Origin of the sequence: Sphingobacterium sp. PCS056, assembly GCF_023273895.1 — a bacterium.
GTDB lineage: Bacteria > Bacteroidota > Bacteroidia > Sphingobacteriales > Sphingobacteriaceae > Sphingobacterium.
Map to the genome: position 1 here is coordinate 4891781 of NZ_CP096883.1, position 17574 is coordinate 4909354.

The window sequence follows — 17574 nt, forward strand, 5'->3', positions numbered from 1 at the left end:
CAATATATTTTTGAAATTTGTAAAGATGTTTGACGAAGAGAAAAAAAGAAAAAAAATATACACACCTAAGCAGGCGTTGCTCAAAGCGGAGAGTTATTGTGCGTATCAAGAACGGGCGCAACAAGAAGTACGGGATAAATTATATGATTGGGGACTACACGAAGAAGATGTTGAACAAATCATCTCGCAATTGATATCAGAGAATTTCTTAAATGAAGAACGCTTTGCGATCGCTTATACCTTAGGTAAGCTCCGGATGAAGAGTTGGGGGAAAATAAAGATCAAACAGTCGTTAAAATTTAAACGAGTTTCAGAACCTTTAATTAAAATTGCATTTTCTAAAATTGATATGGATGAATATGAGGATAAGCTCAACGAGCTGATCGATAAAAAAAAGCTTTTAATAAAAGATAAAGATCCTTATATAATCAAGAATAAGCTATTTCAATATGCTTTATCCCGCGGTTTTGAAAGTGATATTATTTCTTCTGTCCTGAAAGAAAAGGGATTATAAAAAAAACAAAATAAAGCTGGTATGAAAATTTGTTTTTTTAATTATTAGCTCTATATTTGCATCACCAAAACAGAAAACAACTTGTTAGCTGTTAGTAATGCGAAAATAGCTCAGCTGGTAGAGCACAACCTTGCCAAGGTTGGGGTCGCGAGTTCGAATCTCGTTTTTCGCTCCACATTAAGATCACCTGCCTAGGTGGTGGAACTGGTAGACACGCAGGACTTAAAATCCTGTTTCCGTTAAGGAAGTGCGGGTTCGATTCCCGCCCTAGGTACAAGAAAGCTCATCCAAAAGATGAGCTTTCTTGTTTTTAAACAATTGTTCTAAAGCTAATGTAATACACACCTCTGTATTCAGCATCGTTGACCAAAATCCGATTTCTTTTTGCATGTAATGAACTCCATCTGCTAAAAATTAAACTCCTGTTTTTCGTTAAGAATTTATAAATCCGATTCCCATTAATATATCTACAAAGGACAACTTTTTAGGGATTTTTCATTCTAATTTATTAAGCCAGCACACTGCATTCACACTTCGTAATTAATGAACAGCACCTTGTTAATTAGTAACTATATCATAGATATAATTCAGAGCTATTATAGAGGATTTGTATAGGGTTTCTATAGATAAATCTCTATAATACCTGTAGAAAATCACTATAAATTTTGTTGTATATCTGAAGTAATATAGAATCTAACCATCACCCCGTCTGAATCATTATACGCTCTTGCAAACATGATTGACGCTACCTAGAAAAAAATCCTTTAACTTTATTTACACTTCCTTAAGAAATACGGATGCGAGTTTATAAATTTATATACCTTTAGCATCTGATCCCTTATTCAAAAGTTGCACAAATACTAAGAGAAAAAAGAATTAAAAAAACCTTGCCTATGATAGCTAACATCAAGATCACAGAAAGCAAAATTTTATCCGATAATTGGTACATCCTAAGAAAAATAACCTACGAATATTTAAAAAAGGATGGTACAACGATGACCCAAAGTAGAGAGGCTTATGACAGAGGAAACGGCGCAACTATTTTATTGTACAACACAGAGCAGAAAACAGTGATTCTTACCCGACAATTTCGGCTTCCAACATTTATTAATGGAAATGAAACAGGCCTGATGATTGAAGCTTGCGCAGGTTTACTGGATAAAGATAATGCAGAAGATTGTATTAGAAGAGAGACGGAGGAAGAAACAGGCTATAAAATTACAGATGTAAGAAAGATTTTTGAAGCTTATATGTCTCCTGGATCCGTTACAGAAATTCTGCATTTTTTTATAGCCGAATATGCAAAAGAAATGAAAGTCAGTGAAGGTGGAGGACTGGACCATGAAGAAGAAAATATTGAGGTATTAGAATTGTATATCTCCGAAGCTATGCGGATGGTAGCGAGCGGTGAGGTCAAAGATGCTAAAACAATTATGTTGCTGCAATATATTAAATTACACGGTATTTTATAATTGCAAATAGCAATTTGTATTCCTTCTCCTTACTATAGCTGATTATATATGCCAATAACAAGAGCGGGTATATTGTTGTGTCACAAAACAATGGATAGACAAAAATAAATCTACCTCTTTTCTTTTATTCATATTTTTTTTCTAGTTTAGTGGAAACTTTAGGGGTGTCTGCAAGATTTGCAGGCTGAGATTTTACCCTTAGAACCTGATCCGGGTCATACTGGCGTAGGGAAAAGTAAGATGTCTTCATTGTGCATATACCTGCATAACTGTGGCCATTCCTAAAGTTTTTTATTTAAAAATTTTTAAAGGAATGGAACTTACGATCAATCACCAATCACGTTTTTTTGAACAGCCTCCCTCCTCTTTGGAAGGTTTGATGCTTTTGGAATTTCCAGAAAAAAGTAAAGGCATTGCTGTTGCCATTAATAACCAAGTCATACCCAAAACGGCTTGGGCAACAACCCCATTACGCCATCAAGATTCAATTCTCGTCATTTCTGCTACGCAAGGCGGATAATTCATTTACACCTATAATACACCATTATGTTAGAACAAACCATTACCCAAACCCCTTTCCCAAATTCGAAAAAAGTCTACATCCCTGGAAAACTCTTTCCAATTCAGGTAGCTATGCGTGAAATTACACTCAGTGCAACTAAATTGAGCAAAGGTGGTGTAGAAATCAATCCTCCTGTTACCATTTATGATACATCAGGTCCATATACCGATGATGATGCAAAGATCGATATCCGTAAGGGGCTACCTCGCACTCGAGAAAGTTGGATATTGGATAGACAAGATGTTGAAATTTTACCCCAGATCAGTTCGGATTATGGTCAAGAACGATTGGCAGATACGGATCTGGATGAACTTCGTTTTGAATACAGCCATAAACCTAAAAAAGCTTTAGCAGGTCATAACGTTAGTCAATTACATTATGCTAGAAAAGGGATCATCACTCCAGAAATGGAGTATGTGGCTATTCGTGAAAACCAACGTATCGAGCAAATAGAAGCGGCGACAATGGGTATGGAACATCAACATGCGGGACATAGTTTTGGTGCTCGAACACCCAAGAAACTGATCACAGCGGAATTTGTACGTGAAGAAATCGCAGCAGGTAGAGCCATCATCCCGAATAATATCAATCACCCAGAAAGTGAACCGATGATTATCGGACGTAATTTTTTAGTGAAAATAAATGCCAATATTGGCAATAGTGCAGTGACGTCCAGTATTGAAGAAGAGGTAGACAAAGCGGTATGGGCATGTCGCTGGGGTGCAGATACGATAATGGATCTTTCAACGGGTAAAAATATCCATGAAACACGTGAATGGATCATCCGTAATTCGCCCGTTCCAATCGGCACAGTACCGATATATCAAGCTTTGGAAAAAGTAAAAGGTGTAGCAGAAGATCTGACTTGGGAGATATTTAGAGACACCTTAATTGAACAAGCGGAACAGGGTGTTTCCTATTTCACGATTCATGCAGGAGTATTGTTGAGATATATTCATCTGACAGCAAAACGCGTAACGGGAATTGTATCTCGTGGTGGATCGATCATGGCAAAATGGTGTTTATTTCATCATAAGGAAAACTTTTTATATACGCACTTTGAAGATATCTGTCAGATTATGAAGCAATACGATGTGGCCTTTTCGCTAGGTGATGGTCTACGCCCTGGCTCTATTGCCGATGCGAACGATGCTGCACAGTTTGCTGAATTAGAGACTTTAGGTGAATTAACTAAAATTGCATGGAAGCATGATGTACAGGTTATGATTGAAGGGCCTGGTCATGTACCGATGCACATGATCAAGGAAAACATGGACAAACAGCTTGCAGTCTGTGATGAAGCACCTTTTTATACGTTGGGTCCATTGACAACAGATATTGCTCCGGGTTATGATCACATTACATCTGCAATTGGCGCGGCTATGATCGGATGGTTTGGATGTGCCATGCTTTGCTACGTTACTCCTAAGGAACATCTTGGATTGCCTAACCGAAAAGATGTGAAAGATGGGGTCATTACCTATAAATTGGCAGCACATGCTGCGGATCTAGCCAAAGGGCATCCTGGTGCACAATATCGCGATAATGCTTTGAGCAAGGCTAGGTTTGAGTTCCGTTGGGAAGATCAGTTTAATCTTTCATTGGATCCCGATACAGCGCGAGAATTTCACGATGAAACACTACCTGCTGATGGTGCAAAAGTGGCACACTTCTGTTCGATGTGCGGTCCCAAATTTTGTTCGATGAAGATTACCCAAGAGATACGCGATTCTGCAGAACAGGGAATGATGGATATGTCTAAAGAATTTATCGAGCAAGGTAAAGAGCTATATCTATGATCCTAGTTGTGACTGCTGAACAGGCTGTACCTCGTGAACTACAAGTGATCAATGATATACTAGATGCGGGATTGGAACTGTTACACATTCGGAAGTATAGCTTTTCTGATGATGAAATGTCTCAATTTATTAACGGAATAGCAACTCGTTATCGAAATCGCCTTGTCATGCATAGTCATCATCATCTGGCGGAATCGTTGAACATCGAGAGATTGCATTTTAATGAGCATGATCGAAAATTGGGGATACAAAATAAGTTCAGTCAACAGATCATCCGATCAACATCAGTACATAGCATCCACGATTTTAACAGCTTGGATCACAGATGGTCCTACGCTTTGCTTAGTCCAATGTTTTTAAGCATTTCAAAACTTAATCATGGGTCTAAACACACCGTAAAAAAAGAACTCATATACCGTGACAACCAGCAGGTTCATTTAATAGGACTTGCTGGCATCCACGCCGAAAACATCATCTCTTTATATCAGGATGGCGTTGATGGAGTAGCATTACTGGGAGCCATCTGGAAAAGCGAACAACCTTTGATCAGTTTTAATGAATGTCTACAGATAGACCTTTCTTACTCATCATAGTAGACCTTGATCCTAATGGTGGTACGGGTAGCAGTAAGCTTATAGGATATAACCATATTGAACTATGTCAATTATGAAAATCTATATCAGACAATTTTTAAACAGTTAAAACAATCTTATCGGTCAACATCATGTTTAGTAAAATTCAATATATATCACAGGGAAATACTGCTCTGGAACAGGAAACGAATATTAGAAACGCACTACAAGCTGGTGCAGATTGGATTCAATTACGTTGGAAAGAAGGCAATGAAGATCAGTTATTAACATTAGCCGTCTGTATTAAACAACTGTGCTTTCAATATGGTGCAAAACTGATCATCAATGATCATGTTCACATTGCTAAAGCTGTTGATGCTACTGGTGTTCATCTGGGATTGACGGATAGCAGCATACGGGACGCACGATTATTACTGGGCTCAAAGAAGATTATTGGAGGTACAGCAAATAGTCTATCTGATGTACAGCAACGAATAGCAGAAAACTGCGATTACATTGGTCTTGGACCGCTGCGTTTTACCTCTACTAAAGAAAAGCTAAGTCCTATATTAGGATTCATAGGATATCAGGAGATCATTCAAAATTTAAGAACAAAAGGAACTGACTTTCCTCCTATTTTTGCTATCGGAGGAATCTTACTCGAAGATATTACCCTTCTTCAAGAAATGGGTATATATGGCGTAGCACTCTCAGGTCTGATCACAAAAAAACCTCAACTTATTCAAGAACTTAAAAATAAACTGCAATGGAAACTTTAAAAATAGCAGATCGCATATTTCATTCTCGACTTTTCTTAGGAACAGGAAAGTTTGGTCACCTCAATCAAATGCAAGAATCCTTGGTTGCGTCGGGTTCTGAAATGGTTACCATGGCTTTAAAACGCTTGGATCATCAGTCTTCCTCAGATACATTTTTAGAAGCTTTGCAGATTCCATCAGTACATTTGTTGCCAAATACTTCGGGAGCGCGCAATGCTAAGGAAGCTATATTGGCGGCACAACTCGCTCGGGAGGCTTTGGAAACCGATTGGGTAAAATTGGAAATCCACCCTGATTCTCGTTATCTCATGCCTGATCCTATTGAAACGCTATTAGCTACTGAACAGTTGGCAAAACTAGGTTTTATTGTGCTACCGTATATACATGCCGACCCCGTGCTCTGTAAGCGTCTGGAGGACGTTGGAACGGCAGCGGTCATGCCATTAGCAGCGCCTATAGGGAGTAATAAGGGATTGCGTACCATAGATTTTTTAGAAATGATTATTGCGCAAAGCCAAGTGCCTGTGATCGTAGATGCTGGTATCGGCGCACCATCTGATGCTGCAAAAGCAATGGAAATTGGTGCCGATGCCGTACTGGTCAACACTGCAATCGCAACAGCAACTTATCCGGTACAAATGGCTGAAGCATTTAAAGAAGCCGTGATCGCAGGAAGAAAAGCCTATCATGCGGGCTTAGGCGGAGTGGAAAATCGAGCCATGGCATCTAGTCCTCTAACCTCATTTTTAATCGATTAAACTATTATGATGCATACGTTTCAACACTTATTTAGACAATACGACTGGCATGATATTAAGGGAAAAATATACCATAAAACAAGTGAGGATGTCAAAAAAAGTCTTCGGAAGCAAAAAAGAAATCTGGACGATTTTCTGGCCTTGATATCTCCTGCTGCGACTTCCGAATTGGAGGAAATGGCAAGACTGGCACAACAGGTCACACAGCGCAGATTTGGTAAAACAATCCAATTATATGCACCGTTATATCTGAGTAATGAATGTCAAAATATCTGTACGTATTGTGGATTTAGTATGGACAATAAAATCAAACGAAAAACGCTTTCCAATGGCGAATTAATGTTAGAAGCGATGGCACTAAAGTCGATGGGGGTTAATCATGTATTACTCGTGAGCGGAGAAGCAAATAAAACTGTCGAGATCAGCTATTTCAGGAATGCAATTCAGTTATTGAAGCCTTATTTTGCACAGATATCCATTGAAGTACAGCCTTTATTATTAGAGGAATATCGGATTTTACAGAAAGAGGGTGTCCATTCTGTACTTGTCTATCAAGAAACCTATCATCAAGAGGTCTATAAAACCTATCATCCAAAAGGTAAGAAATCCAACTTTGAATATCGTTTGGATACCCCAGATCGTATCGGTCAAGCAGATATTCATAAAATCGGTTTGGGAGTACTTTTAGGTCTTGAGGATTGGCGCGTGGATAGTTTTTTTAATGCCTTACATATTGACTATCTAGAGAAGCAATATTGGCGTACAAAATATTCGGTTTCATTTCCACGACTACGTCCTGCTGAAGGGGTATCAACGCCTAACTTTATCATGGAAGATCGGGATTTGCTTCAATTAATATGCGCATATCGTCTATGGAATGAAAATCTTGAAATTTCCATATCAACACGTGAGCGTGAAAAATTTAGGGATCATATCATTCCTATCGGTGTGACGAGCATGAGTGCGGCTTCCAAAACAAATCCTGGGGGCTATGTTGTCGATCCGCAATCGCTAGAACAATTTGAAATCAGCGATGAGCGAAGCATGGAAACGATCCAAAGTATCATTAGGAAAGCCGGTTATGATCCTGTTATGAAAGATTGGGACATAAGCTACTCGGGATAACAATTTAAATTCTCTATTATATGAAACAGCATAGTCCTTTTGATCGATACTCCCGCCAAATTTTTATTAATGAAATCGGTATCGAGGGGCAACAAAAAATCATGGAGGCAAAAGTATTGGTCATTGGTGCAGGTGGATTGGGTTCACCCGTACTTCAATATCTTGCGGCGGCTGGTATTGGAAATATAGGGATTGTTGATTTTGATCATGTCGAAATCCATAATCTCAATAGACAAGTTATTCACACCGAAAAAAGCATACATGTAGACAAAGTAAAAAGTGCGTCTGCTTATATTGAAGAACTAAATTCTTCCATCAAGGTGACCGGATTAATGACAAAAATTAGTACTGACAATGTAGATGGTATCATTGCGGCATATGATGTTGTGGTCGATGGTTCAGATAATTTTAACACTAGATATCTTGTCAATGATGCTTGCTCACGTACTCAAAAGGCATTAGTTTATGGAAGTATCTTTGCTTTTGAAGGGCAAATGGCGGTTTTTAATTATAAAGGTAGTAAGCAACTTCGAGATTTATTTCCTGAGCCTCCGCATCCGGAAGATATACCAACTTGTGACCAATACGGCGTATTAGGTCCGCTTCCAGGTATTATTGGTAGTATGATGGCTATGCAGGTACTGAAAATAGTAACGGATCTTCCTGTCGATTTCAACAAACTGACACTTGTCGACACCTACCTATGGCGATTCACAACAATTGAATTTTAAAATTTTGGACATTAGAAAAATAAGATGGCTATCATAGATTACAGACAGCAATGGGTATTTGATATTAAATTTGAGTCCAAAGGTCTCCTACTTTAAAAACGACTAAAATTTATCTCGCTTCATTTGAGGGAATTACGCTTTAGCTATAAAAAAACATTTTGTAGTCTCTATAATCTACCTATATTTGCAGTATCAAAAGCGAAAATAGCTCAGCTGGTAGAGCACAACCTTGCCAAGGTTGGGGTCGCGAGTTCGAATCTCGTTTTTCGCTCCACTTAATACACCTTGCCTAGGTGGTGGAACTGGTAGACACGCAGGACTTAAAATCCTGTTTCCGTTAAGGAAGTGCGGGTTCGATTCCCGCCCTAGGTACGGAAGGGGGAAGACCCCGAAAAAGAAGAGGGTTTCTCAATTTTGAGGAACCCTTTTTCATTGATTCCCAATGCATTGTCAAAAAATAAAGCATTAACATCAGAAGTTCGAAAGCTACCCTCAAAGTATGTGATATCAGCTTTGAACAACTCCCTAACCAGTGCATGTTTATCCCTAATATCAGCTTTTTGATAGATCTCTTTTAAATTAGAAAAGTGTGGTAAATACCTTTGTAATTCCGCCCATTCTTTTGAACCATTATTATATAAAGTATCATCAATTTCACTTTTTAAAATAGCCTTTTCCTCCATAAACTTTTTATGCCATCTTTTGTATGTATAGCCCTCAATTTCTTCATTAATTAAACGCTCTTCTAGCTTATCGATCTTTTTATCAACCTCCTCAAGGTTTTTAATTCTGGTTTGAAGCAATAACTTACTAGATTCATTTTTTTTCTCGAGCATCGCTTTACAGTTCTTTTTTACAAATGCCAACTGTCTCTCCGAAAGACTGATCTCCGATAAGATATCCTCGAACTGCGCATGCAGTTTTTCACCGGGATAATTCTTATCTCCGTGATCAAGACACCTGTAATACATATAGTACTTGTATTTACCTTTTGAATACCCAGCAGTCATTTTTCTACCACACCAACAATTAACTATACCTCTTAAAGGGAAGTCATCTTTTGGCTGCACTTTACAGGGCTTTCTATTCCCTAATTTTTCCTGCACTCTCCAATAATCCAACTCACGAATAATGGGTTGATGAAGAGATTTTACGAATTTCTCCGGATTATGCTTATCTGCCTTCACGCGAACCAAGCCTGCATAGGTACATTTTTCAAGTATTCGAGGAATGGCGCTTTTTCCCTTTAACGCAAAACCTTTTGATCTTGCCATTTCGACAATCCCTGACAACGGAGTACCTTTTAGAAATTCCTCGAAAATCATACGTACAATTTCTGCTTCATCAGAATCAACAACAATAATTCCTTTACCTGAACGATCTGTGGAGTTACGGTATCCATACGGAGCCTTATTGATAAATCTTCCACTTTCAGTAGCCATGCGTATTCCCTTACGGGTTCTTTGCCGAATCCTCAACAGCTCTTGATTAGCCATTAGATATTTAAAGGCTCGCTGTAAAAAAACATCAGGATCTTCAATGTCAAGATCAATTGGCTCATCAACTGCCAAAACCTTTATTTTATACTTATTCTCTAATGATTTGATTTTAGCTAAGGCTTCCGATAAGTCCCGACTGAAGCGATCATGCGCAAATATGATCAGATAACGGGCTTTACCCTTTTGGTTTTTAATGTAATCTTCCAATGCTATAAAGTCAGCCCGATCAAAAGTATCACTACATTCCCCGTTATCGGTAAACATAGTTAACAGTTCGAGATTATAGCGATTACAATAATCCTTTATTGCCTTTTCCTGATATTCCAATGAATAATTGGATTGATCGCGACTACTTAGTCTCCGATACCCCAGGGCGTACGCTGTTTTTTCCATAGTCTTCTGTTGTGATAAATTTTACAAGAATTTCTGCTATTAAAATTAGTAATTTTTCTTCTTCTTTACTAATATTAAAAGGACTATTTTCAGATGTACACAACTGATCTTCAACACTATTACTATTATCCCCTCTTCTTTTCATCCTTCTCACGTTAAATAAAAAAAGGCACTTATGACAACTCAAAAGTACCTTTCCCTAAATTGATAAACATCTAACTTCCTGTAGCCTGAAAATATATCTGACTTCCTACCGCACTATTAAACGATGCTACATAATCAATATACCCGAACTTATGAAGATCTCTTACACATCGATGATATGTCGTTGAAGCCGAAATTTTGGCTAGCTCCATAATCTCATAACTATAAACCCGGATGGGATTTAAAAGTCCACAGCGATTACGGTACTCCAATAGAGCAGCAAAGACACCGATATGAGTTGAACTAATCCTAGCATCTTTAGAAATAGCTGCAAAAAAATCTGATAAGAGCTTATTATTTTCCATGTCACTACCTAATTTAATTTCATGCCGTTACGCCTTTTTGTGTTTTGCAACTTATTATCTTGCTGCATATCCACCTTCTTTGCCGCTTTTAGGGCTTCAGAAACATCTCCTTCCTTCAATGAGTTCAGTGTTATTTTTTTGGAGTGCTCATCATAGATATTCAATGTCTTAAACTGTGGATTCGCTTCAATATAGAAACGCTTTTCATTTCCGTCTTTAAGAAAAGAAACTTCCTGTCTACCACCTCGCTTTAAGGCTGCTTTGATGTCCTCTCTTTCTGTGTGATGCAATCCATCCTTAATAGGCAGTTCATTCAATACCTTATCAAGGTCGTAACCATACATATTACCAAACTCCTTAACCCGGTACTCTCCCTTAGTATTCACATCATTTAGATCTAATTGCAACCAACTATCACCCTTTTTGATTGCTCTACCGGACAACAGATGATAAGCTTCCGATTCTCTAATATTTTTTGAGTTGTCAACAGAAAAAAAATGTTCCCGTATTTCTGCTGGCTTATTATTATTTATTAAAGCAGTTCGGTGTCCTTCAAATTGATACTGGCCCGTATTATCTTTCTCAAATTTTAGTTTATGATCTAATCTTTCGTTCTCATTCACATAGGTACTAATTTCAATGTTGAACTGAGGAGTGCCATTTTTAAGATGACTATCAATTTTTTCAGCGGGCACTTTAAATCCTAAATGACTAATTTGATCTAACAAATGTGCCTTTTGTACCGCCAGTTCTCGTGATCCTTCCTTTCTACTCAGCTGTTGCCTTACAGGTACCACAACCCAACGCCGGAGCAAACGGAGAATGCGGCTCGAATACAATTGTTTTTCGATTTTTCTACGTTCATCTTTCATTAGACGTAGCGCAAACTTCTCATCAAGATTTTTTGTACCTGAATAATTCGCCGCAACACGGTCAAAATAACGCAGCTTTTCTCTTAACAGTGTTTTATTACTTCCCATATTTGTTGAGAATATGCTGCTATATCTGTCCTCTCGTTTGTTCCATTCCGCAATCGCAGCTTCGACTCTGTTTGCTCCTAGTTGGTTTTCCATGACTTCACCCTCCTTTTACCTTCTTAAATAGATTTTGACTTGCCCCTTCTCTTTTTTTGCTCAGGCACATCAGGTGCCTCTATCTCTGGTGCCTGCGATTGCTTTTCAGCGTGAGATTTTGTCGATTCTTTAGCATTTTTACCCGTATCTCCCACCTCCTTACTTGCATCCACATGATTGTTTACTGAATCATTCGTAACGCCTTGCGATTCTGGTTCTACAACATTTATGTCATTAGTCGTTGTTCCTTCCGGAACTACTTTGTTTGTAGACTCCACAGTCTCCGGAGCTGGGCTACTTTCGCTTTGTCCAACCGAAGTTTCCGCTTTTGCATCTTCCCGCTCTCCCGCACCTGTTTGGACTGCTTCTCCTTCTGTATTGCTTTGAGCCTGTCCAGTGGATCGGTTAGCTCCAACTTTCTTACCATCGACATCATATACATTTATGTTTTTAAATTGTGGATTTGCGGTTATGAACCTTTCCACTTCTGAGTCCCCTTTTTTAAACGTAGCAACCGCAACATTACCTCTTTTCAACGAAGACAATAAGTTCGCTTTAAGCTCATCACTTTCAAGTTCTTTAATCGGGAATCTACCTAGCGCGGATTCCAGATCATACCCATAATTATCGTTAAACTGTTTGAGTTTGAAATTTCCGGAGTTATCTGTCTGTTTAAAATCAAGTTCAATCCAGGCACTATACGCATTACCGTCTTTTGTCGAGAGCTTTTTATAAACCGATCTGCCCGAAAGCAGATTATATGCTTCTTTAAGCGTTATATTATTCTTCTTGTTGATGTAAAAAGTCTGATTGGTACTTTTTTCCTCTTTTTGCTTTTGAAGGTTGACCTCATAAGAATTAAAGAAATACATATCACTTTCTTTGCTTTTACTGAAATTCAAATTAACTGATACCGAGTCTTTTCCAAACTCCTTATCATAGGGAATGGCAAATTTTTCGGGCGTATTTTCAACCTCCTTTGCTATTTTATCTGTAAGCTCATCACCAAACCCGGTGAACTTAACTTGCTCCTGTAGATATTCTAAATTACTCATATTCATAGTTTCCTTTTCTTGTTTTACATATAGTGTTTCGTTTAGAAAAAGCTTATAATCTAATGCAGCAATATCTACCACACCATCTACCGCCGGAGCCAAATCTGGCTGTTCGAGTGCGGTTTCAATCAGACTGCACAAGCTCTTGACGCTCCATGCATGTAAAGATTCTTCGGCAATATCCGATTGGTTATCATATCCATACTGAAGAGAATCCCATTCGTTTTTTAAAACTTCCAATTTACGGATAGTGGTAATCGGAAATGCTGACTCACCGATATAGTAGAATTTATTTTTTAACAACCCCTTCAGTTCATCCAGAACACTTTCTAAACTTTCTAAATAAATTTTCATTCTATTTTTCTGTATTGATCAAACTGACCAAGCTATTTCAAAGGGATAGCATTAATGATACTTTTATTCTTTACCGCTAACTCCAAGTGTCGCCCACCATTTTTTTCCATTAATTGGATATTCAGATACTTTTTGTCAGGAATTGTAAATTTGGGGACAGCGAAAATCATAATCTGAATGGAGCGAGCTTTTATTTTGTCAACTTGGTTATGTACATATACCGGCTCAATCTCTACTTCCTGAGAAGCTGTACGTTTAGCTTTTTTCTGATCCCGGATAAACAGCCGGAACTGATCAATATCATAACCTATATTGGAACGATTCTCAATTTTCGCCTTGAAATACATAATATCCTGATGAATAAAAATCCCATTGAGATCAAGCATAATACTATTACTCTCGCTTTTTACACCGCTTCTACCGTGCTTTGTGTACAGCGCATAGTCGGCATATTTTTTCACTTCGGACTCATTGATCGATTCCGGTGTCAGATATACCGTGTTGCTCTTGCTCGTACTCATTAAGGAGAAATTAAGCACATTCGGATCTTTTGCATAGGCTACAATGAAAGAACATAGTTTCCCATCGGCAAGTACGACACTTAGGTTCGTTTCCGAAAAACCTTCCTTTCCTGCTTTGACCTGTAAAATATTTTCTACACCAGCGGCTTTTTGAACCAATAAATCTTTACTACCCCGATCCACACTAACAATGGCATGAGGGAACACAATATTACTTGTCTTAAAATAGCCGACCTCGATACGATGCGGCACGGCATCGTTAGTCTTTAAAGACATTCCGTTTTGAGCAAACGCACCTACAACTCCTGAAATGAACAGGATTAATCCCATTATCATTTCCGCACTTCTCTTTTTCATCTTCATGGAATTTTAATTATGTTTAATTTGTTAAACTTTGCTTTTGCTTTTCATCACGCAACAAGACCAAATAACCTGCCTTTACAGTGACTTTCACTAACTTCACTTTCTTGCTCGTTAGACTTTTTACTGCCTCAATTCCGAACCCCGCCGCCTGCATTCCGATTGACGGATCTAAACTGGTTAAACCTATATTCTGTAGTGAACGATCAGCTGATTCTTTGGCTACATCACGGGATATCGCTCCGGGAATATATATCCCGTCCAATCCGTCAATGTCAAATACTGTTAATTCAACGGGGTAAATAGAATTACCGTAACGGATATTATCGATACCTATACCAAGGCGTTCTCCGTTTAGCGAAGCTATACCAAACAAAAAATTGCCCTTTGGTATAACCACGCCATTGATCTGTACATCCTCGGTTAACCTTAGTTTTACTGTTGAACCATTGACAAGTACCTGGTTATCGTGAATAACTGCCGGAATTGCATTCTGATCAACAGAATCATTTGAAGATTTATCTAATGAATAGAATCCATTTTCCCCGGTATTTGTATTACGGACCGCTTGCAGCAAACTGATGTTGTTTCCGTTTACCACCTTTCTCACGGGATAAACCTGTCCTTTTTTTTGCTGAGACTTTTGCTTTAACTTATCCTGTACACGGTCTGGATGTTGTATATCCAGTATTTTTTCTAACATCCCGTTCAATTGGGTAATCTCCTGATCTTCTCCCCCGGATTGCCCCATCATCCCCATCATCTGTTCCAATCGATCAATGTCACTGCTATTTACGCCAGAATACCCTGATAACGGGGCACTTCGATATGTAGTTAGCCCGGAAACATCACCTCCCGGCACAGCAGGTCGGTTGATCTCATTATTTAATTCTGCTAGCTTCCGATAAATGTTTTCTTCGTTCGGATTATTGAAATTACCCCGACCATTAAGCGATCTATTCAACCCACTATAATTTTGAGGATTACCAAAATAGTCATAAGGTTTCCCGGCTATTTCGTCTTGATACATTTGATAGTTTGGATCGTTTTTCATCAATTCCTCAAACTTTGCAGAATCCTTATGAGCCTGATCGTAATAACCCATTTTATCCAGCACTCTATCCTCTTTAAGATTTGCATCCGGTAGCATACTGTTTAGTCCCGCTTGTTTAGCATCTTCACCCTTTGTTACTTCACCATCCCTACCTCCACCTAACGCCCAAAAGAAAGCGGTTAGAAATGGTAACACAAGAATGGGCAACATAAGCAGGAATTTACGCTTCTTAATTTCTTTTGCTGTTTTTACTTGTTTTTCCATAATTCACTTTTTTTATTAAATTCATTTTCATCCCTATATATAGTTAGACTATCCCTTTTTATACGGATATCCGGCTCTCCCGTTTCTGAAAAATGATCAGGCGGTTTTATCTTCTGTACCTTGAAGGTGCTTTTATCTGAAGGTTCAAAAGCTTTAAAAATAATAAGCCCATTATAGAGAGAACCGCCCAGAACCAGTACCGACAGTAATACAATCCAGTTCGATTTTGAAAAAGAAGATGTCCTGGCATTCATCCAATTCACCCAGCCACTTCTCAAATAATCAAACCCTCTCTTTAATCCTTCAGATGCAGCCTTATCGTCCACATTACTTTTTCGCTTTTTAAATACACTCATATTATCGCCTGTTTTCCGTTTTCAAATCCCTATTCTCAATCGTATTCCAGCGTTCGATCAGAAATCCATGCGGATTATTGTCACTCCTGCCGACATTTCGCAGTGAACCCTCTGTAATAAGATTACGTGAGGTTATACTGGTTGGTCTAACAATATTCTGCCTTGCGTAACACCGGAAGCGATAGGGATAATCATTTATATCGACGACCACGCTATCAACACTGATTGTCTGATTAACATTACCAGATATGAGCGAGGAATAATATCCCGTCTCTTTTAAATCATCATAAATACGCTTCGCTGTTCCATCCGCGAGATAGAGCGCTTTTGTGATACTGGCTTGTATAGCTTTATCGTCGGGGTCAAGGGTAAAGAACAGTGTATGAAATGTCTTTACGTGATCTCTGGCTTCTACCGGAATATTGTCTTTCCGTTCGGAAGCAAATGCTTCCAACGCCTTTCCGTTTGCCAGTATATAGATCTTTTCCTGCATCTGACTTACTAGATTGACACTTTTAAAAATGGCAAAACAGCTGATCAGTGTACAGGCAACCACCATGAAAATTGTAAAACTGCGCACGTGACGAAAGGCGGTATCGATATTTTTCATCTTCTTAAACATAATCCCTCCCGTTAAGAATTGCCCTTAATTTTATTCCCCATGTAATCATTCCCTTTACTACCGAAATATGGTGAAGATGCTTTATACGAGCTTAGATCATTTTTCATCTTATTCGCTTCATCCCCTAAAGAATCTGCAACCATATCCGTTTTATTCAATGCAGTGGTAGCAGAACTACCAAAGACCGAAGTAACCTTTTGACCAAGCGCACTACCTCCGGCATGAACAATGTAATTTGCCACGGAAGGAACGGTGAAATAACCTACAATTCCTATTATCATAAAAATTAAGTAGCCCATATCGGTACGGCTGAAAAAGGTATCGCCTTGTTGTTGGATCTGACTGAGGTCGATCTGCAACATATTTTCCTGAATCTTTCCGATAATGGAGCCGAAGATATTAGCCACAGGCAACCAAAGAAAGATATTAATGTACCGGGCTAACCAGACGGTAAGGGTATGTTGAAAACCGTCAAAAACTGCTAAACCAAAAACCAACGGTCCCAGAATAGCCAGTACGACCAATTGGAACGTACGCAGTGTATTGATACACAATGCAGCTGCTTCGAATATAATCCGCAAAACTTCACTCATCCATTCTTTAACTGAATTCCTGAAATTATACGAAGCTTTATCCATTGCAAACTTTAAGTCATTCCCTATACGCGACCACATACCCTCACTACCTCCATTTCCATTTCCCTGCTTGGTATATTTATACCACAGATCACGATCTCCTACACCGGTCTCTCCTACATACATCTGCCAGGCATTCGTTTCTTTAATTGCTCTTTCTTTTTCCAGAAGCAAGGATGCAATGCTCTTGTTTGATCCTTCAACCATTGATGCTGTAGCTGTTACCGTAGGCTTCATAACGCCGTTGATCAACCCTAACACGGACGGAAAAATAGCGATACAGAAACCCAGGACAAACGGTCTGAATAACGGGTAAAAGTCTATCGGTTCCGCGTTGGCAAGATGTCTCCACACACGTACGGCGATATAAAACAATGCGCCAAATCCTGCTAACCCCTGCCCTACACCGATAAGCTGGCTACACATGGGCATCATTTCGTCATAAAGCTGGTCCAAAACTCCATGAAGCGAGTGCATATCATCTTCGAGATTCTGAGCAGTACTGAATAAAGGAACCAACAGGTTCAACAACAGTATAGATATACTTACTTTATCTCTTTTCATTTC

The 17574-nt window shown here is 38.7% G+C and carries 19 protein-coding genes, 4 tRNA genes and 1 riboswitch; of the genes, 13 read left to right on the top strand and 10 right to left on the bottom strand.

Annotation, left to right across the window (positions count from 1 at the left end; all coding sequences use genetic code 11):
• The first annotated feature begins 25 nt into the window (after nt 1–25).
• The 3 genes from MUB18_RS20440 (at nt 26) to MUB18_RS20450 (ending at nt 788) form a co-directional block, all read left to right on the top strand.
• On the top strand, nt 26–514 hold the full coding sequence (locus MUB18_RS20440; protein ID WP_045755847.1) for a regulatory protein RecX: 489 nt from the start codon (nt 26–28) through the stop codon (nt 512–514).
• Nucleotides 515–613: 99 nt separating this feature from the next.
• Nucleotides 614–689: transfer RNA gene (locus tag MUB18_RS20445), tRNA-Gly, on the top strand.
• 14 nt (nt 690–703) lie between these two features.
• A tRNA-Leu gene (locus tag MUB18_RS20450) sits at nt 704–788 on the top strand.
• Here MUB18_RS20450 and MUB18_RS21890 read toward each other — a convergent pair.
• A complete protein-coding gene (locus MUB18_RS21890; protein ID WP_262917504.1) occupies nt 782–904 on the bottom strand; it encodes a hypothetical protein in 123 nt (40 codons plus the stop codon). The two genes, MUB18_RS20450 and MUB18_RS21890, sit on opposite strands and share 7 nt — an antisense overlap.
• A 503-nt stretch (nt 905–1407) precedes the next feature.
• Here MUB18_RS21890 and nudK point away from each other — a divergent pair.
• The 10 genes from nudK (at nt 1408) to MUB18_RS20500 (ending at nt 8684) form a co-directional block, all read left to right on the top strand.
• Entirely contained in the window at nt 1408–1986 is a 579-nt protein-coding gene (gene nudK, locus MUB18_RS20455) for a GDP-mannose pyrophosphatase NudK (RefSeq protein WP_248754448.1), read from the top strand.
• Between the two features lie 150 nt (nt 1987–2136).
• Nucleotides 2137–2235, top strand: a riboswitch (TPP riboswitch).
• Nucleotides 2236–2299: 64 nt separating this feature from the next.
• A complete protein-coding gene (gene thiS / locus MUB18_RS20460) occupies nt 2300–2506 on the top strand; it encodes a sulfur carrier protein ThiS (protein WP_045755299.1) in 207 nt (68 codons plus the stop codon).
• A 26-nt stretch (nt 2507–2532) separates the two neighbouring features.
• Nucleotides 2533–4347 carry a phosphomethylpyrimidine synthase ThiC gene (thiC, locus tag MUB18_RS20465; RefSeq protein ID WP_248754449.1) on the top strand — a complete coding sequence of 605 codons (1815 nt, stop codon included), beginning with the start codon at nt 2533–2535 and terminating at the stop codon, nt 4345–4347.
• Nucleotides 4344–4940 carry a thiamine phosphate synthase gene (locus MUB18_RS20470; RefSeq protein WP_248754450.1) on the top strand — a complete coding sequence of 199 codons (597 nt, stop codon included), beginning with the start codon at nt 4344–4346 and terminating at the stop codon, nt 4938–4940. Before thiC ends, MUB18_RS20470 begins: the two co-directional genes overlap by 4 nt.
• 131 nt (nt 4941–5071) lie before the next feature.
• A complete protein-coding gene (gene thiE / locus MUB18_RS20475) occupies nt 5072–5698 on the top strand; it encodes a thiamine phosphate synthase (RefSeq protein WP_248754451.1) in 627 nt (208 codons plus the stop codon).
• Nucleotides 5686–6456, top strand: coding sequence for a thiazole synthase (locus MUB18_RS20480; RefSeq protein WP_248754452.1), 771 nt, complete (start codon nt 5686–5688; stop codon nt 6454–6456). The genes thiE and MUB18_RS20480 overlap by 13 nt, the downstream gene beginning before the upstream one ends.
• 6 nt (nt 6457–6462) lie before the next feature.
• Nucleotides 6463–7581 (top strand): 2-iminoacetate synthase ThiH, encoded by a 1119-nt coding sequence (gene thiH / locus MUB18_RS20485; RefSeq protein WP_248754453.1) that lies wholly within the window; start codon nt 6463–6465, stop codon nt 7579–7581.
• 20 nt (nt 7582–7601) lie between these two features.
• Complete coding sequence (locus MUB18_RS20490) at nt 7602–8312, top strand: HesA/MoeB/ThiF family protein (RefSeq protein WP_248754454.1); 711 nt, start codon at nt 7602–7604, stop codon at nt 8310–8312.
• Between the two features lie 198 nt (nt 8313–8510).
• Nucleotides 8511–8586 (top strand) — tRNA-Gly (locus tag MUB18_RS20495).
• A gap of 13 nt (nt 8587–8599) precedes the next feature.
• Nucleotides 8600–8684: transfer RNA gene (locus tag MUB18_RS20500), tRNA-Leu, on the top strand.
• On the opposite strand, the gene MUB18_RS20505 is transcribed toward MUB18_RS20500, so the two are convergent.
• The 9 genes from MUB18_RS20505 to traJ form a co-directional block, all read right to left on the bottom strand.
• Nucleotides 8678–10204 (bottom strand): recombinase family protein, encoded by a 1527-nt coding sequence (locus MUB18_RS20505; RefSeq protein ID WP_248754455.1) that lies wholly within the window; start codon nt 10202–10204, stop codon nt 8678–8680. The genes MUB18_RS20500 and MUB18_RS20505 overlap by 7 nt on opposite strands.
• The gene (locus MUB18_RS20510) at nt 10161–10349 is read right to left on the bottom strand and encodes a hypothetical protein (protein ID WP_248754456.1); all 189 of its coding nucleotides are present in this window, start codon (nt 10347–10349) and stop codon (nt 10161–10163) included. Before MUB18_RS20510 ends, MUB18_RS20505 begins: the two co-directional genes overlap by 44 nt.
• Nucleotides 10350–10721: 372 nt before the next feature.
• The gene (locus MUB18_RS20515; protein WP_248754457.1) at nt 10722–11786 is read right to left on the bottom strand and encodes a hypothetical protein; all 1065 of its coding nucleotides are present in this window, start codon (nt 11784–11786) and stop codon (nt 10722–10724) included.
• A gap of 23 nt (nt 11787–11809) precedes the next feature.
• Complete coding sequence (locus MUB18_RS20520; protein ID WP_248754458.1) at nt 11810–13195, bottom strand: hypothetical protein; 1386 nt, start codon at nt 13193–13195, stop codon at nt 11810–11812.
• Nucleotides 13196–13227: 32 nt separating this feature from the next.
• A complete protein-coding gene (gene traN, locus MUB18_RS20525) occupies nt 13228–14073 on the bottom strand; it encodes a conjugative transposon protein TraN (protein ID WP_248754459.1) in 846 nt (281 codons plus the stop codon).
• A 22-nt stretch (nt 14074–14095) separates the two neighbouring features.
• Nucleotides 14096–15394 (bottom strand): conjugative transposon protein TraM, encoded by a 1299-nt coding sequence (gene traM / locus MUB18_RS20530; protein ID WP_248754460.1) that lies wholly within the window; start codon nt 15392–15394, stop codon nt 14096–14098.
• Complete coding sequence (locus MUB18_RS20535) at nt 15379–15750, bottom strand: hypothetical protein (RefSeq protein ID WP_248754461.1); 372 nt, start codon at nt 15748–15750, stop codon at nt 15379–15381. The genes traM and MUB18_RS20535 overlap by 16 nt, the downstream gene beginning before the upstream one ends.
• 1 nt (nt 15751) lies before the next feature.
• Nucleotides 15752–16372: a conjugative transposon protein TraK gene (gene traK, locus MUB18_RS20540; protein ID WP_248754462.1), complete on the bottom strand. Its 621-nt coding sequence runs from the start codon at nt 16370–16372 to the stop codon at nt 15752–15754.
• Between the two features lie 11 nt (nt 16373–16383).
• Nucleotides 16384–17571: a conjugative transposon protein TraJ gene (gene traJ, locus MUB18_RS20545; protein ID WP_248754463.1), complete on the bottom strand. Its 1188-nt coding sequence runs from the start codon at nt 17569–17571 to the stop codon at nt 16384–16386.
• Nucleotides 17572–17574 lie beyond the last annotated feature (3 nt).

What these genes read in the sequence shown, in the direction of transcription:
- MUB18_RS20490 (WP_248754454.1), top strand. Translation starts at nt 7,602, where the DNA reads ATGAAACAGCATAGTCCTTTTGATCGATACTCCCGCCAAATTTTTATT.
- traJ (WP_248754463.1), bottom strand. Translation starts at nt 17,571, where the DNA reads ATGAAAAGAGATAAAGTAAGTATATCTATACTGTTGTTGAACCTGTTG.
- traM (WP_248754460.1), bottom strand. Translation starts at nt 15,394, where the DNA reads ATGGAAAAACAAGTAAAAACAGCAAAAGAAATTAAGAAGCGTAAATTC.
- MUB18_RS21890 (WP_262917504.1), bottom strand. Translation starts at nt 904, where the DNA reads ATGCAAAAAGAAATCGGATTTTGGTCAACGATGCTGAATACAGAGGTG.
- MUB18_RS20535 (WP_248754461.1), bottom strand. Translation starts at nt 15,750, where the DNA reads ATGAGTGTATTTAAAAAGCGAAAAAGTAATGTGGACGATAAGGCTGCA.
- MUB18_RS20470 (WP_248754450.1), top strand. Translation starts at nt 4,344, where the DNA reads ATGATCCTAGTTGTGACTGCTGAACAGGCTGTACCTCGTGAACTACAA.
- thiS (WP_045755299.1), top strand. Translation starts at nt 2,300, where the DNA reads ATGGAACTTACGATCAATCACCAATCACGTTTTTTTGAACAGCCTCCC.
- thiE (WP_248754451.1), top strand. Translation starts at nt 5,072, where the DNA reads ATGTTTAGTAAAATTCAATATATATCACAGGGAAATACTGCTCTGGAA.
- traN (WP_248754459.1), bottom strand. Translation starts at nt 14,073, where the DNA reads ATGAAAAAGAGAAGTGCGGAAATGATAATGGGATTAATCCTGTTCATT.
- thiC (WP_248754449.1), top strand. Translation starts at nt 2,533, where the DNA reads ATGTTAGAACAAACCATTACCCAAACCCCTTTCCCAAATTCGAAAAAA.
- traK (WP_248754462.1), bottom strand. Translation starts at nt 16,372, where the DNA reads ATGTTTAAGAAGATGAAAAATATCGATACCGCCTTTCGTCACGTGCGC.
- thiH (WP_248754453.1), top strand. Translation starts at nt 6,463, where the DNA reads ATGATGCATACGTTTCAACACTTATTTAGACAATACGACTGGCATGAT.
- nudK (WP_248754448.1), top strand. Translation starts at nt 1,408, where the DNA reads ATGATAGCTAACATCAAGATCACAGAAAGCAAAATTTTATCCGATAAT.
- MUB18_RS20440 (WP_045755847.1), top strand. Translation starts at nt 26, where the DNA reads ATGTTTGACGAAGAGAAAAAAAGAAAAAAAATATACACACCTAAGCAG.
- MUB18_RS20505 (WP_248754455.1), bottom strand. Translation starts at nt 10,204, where the DNA reads ATGGAAAAAACAGCGTACGCCCTGGGGTATCGGAGACTAAGTAGTCGC.
- MUB18_RS20510 (WP_248754456.1), bottom strand. Translation starts at nt 10,349, where the DNA reads ATGAAAAGAAGAGGGGATAATAGTAATAGTGTTGAAGATCAGTTGTGT.
- MUB18_RS20480 (WP_248754452.1), top strand. Translation starts at nt 5,686, where the DNA reads ATGGAAACTTTAAAAATAGCAGATCGCATATTTCATTCTCGACTTTTC.
- MUB18_RS20520 (WP_248754458.1), bottom strand. Translation starts at nt 13,195, where the DNA reads ATGAAAATTTATTTAGAAAGTTTAGAAAGTGTTCTGGATGAACTGAAG.
- MUB18_RS20515 (WP_248754457.1), bottom strand. Translation starts at nt 11,786, where the DNA reads ATGGAAAACCAACTAGGAGCAAACAGAGTCGAAGCTGCGATTGCGGAA.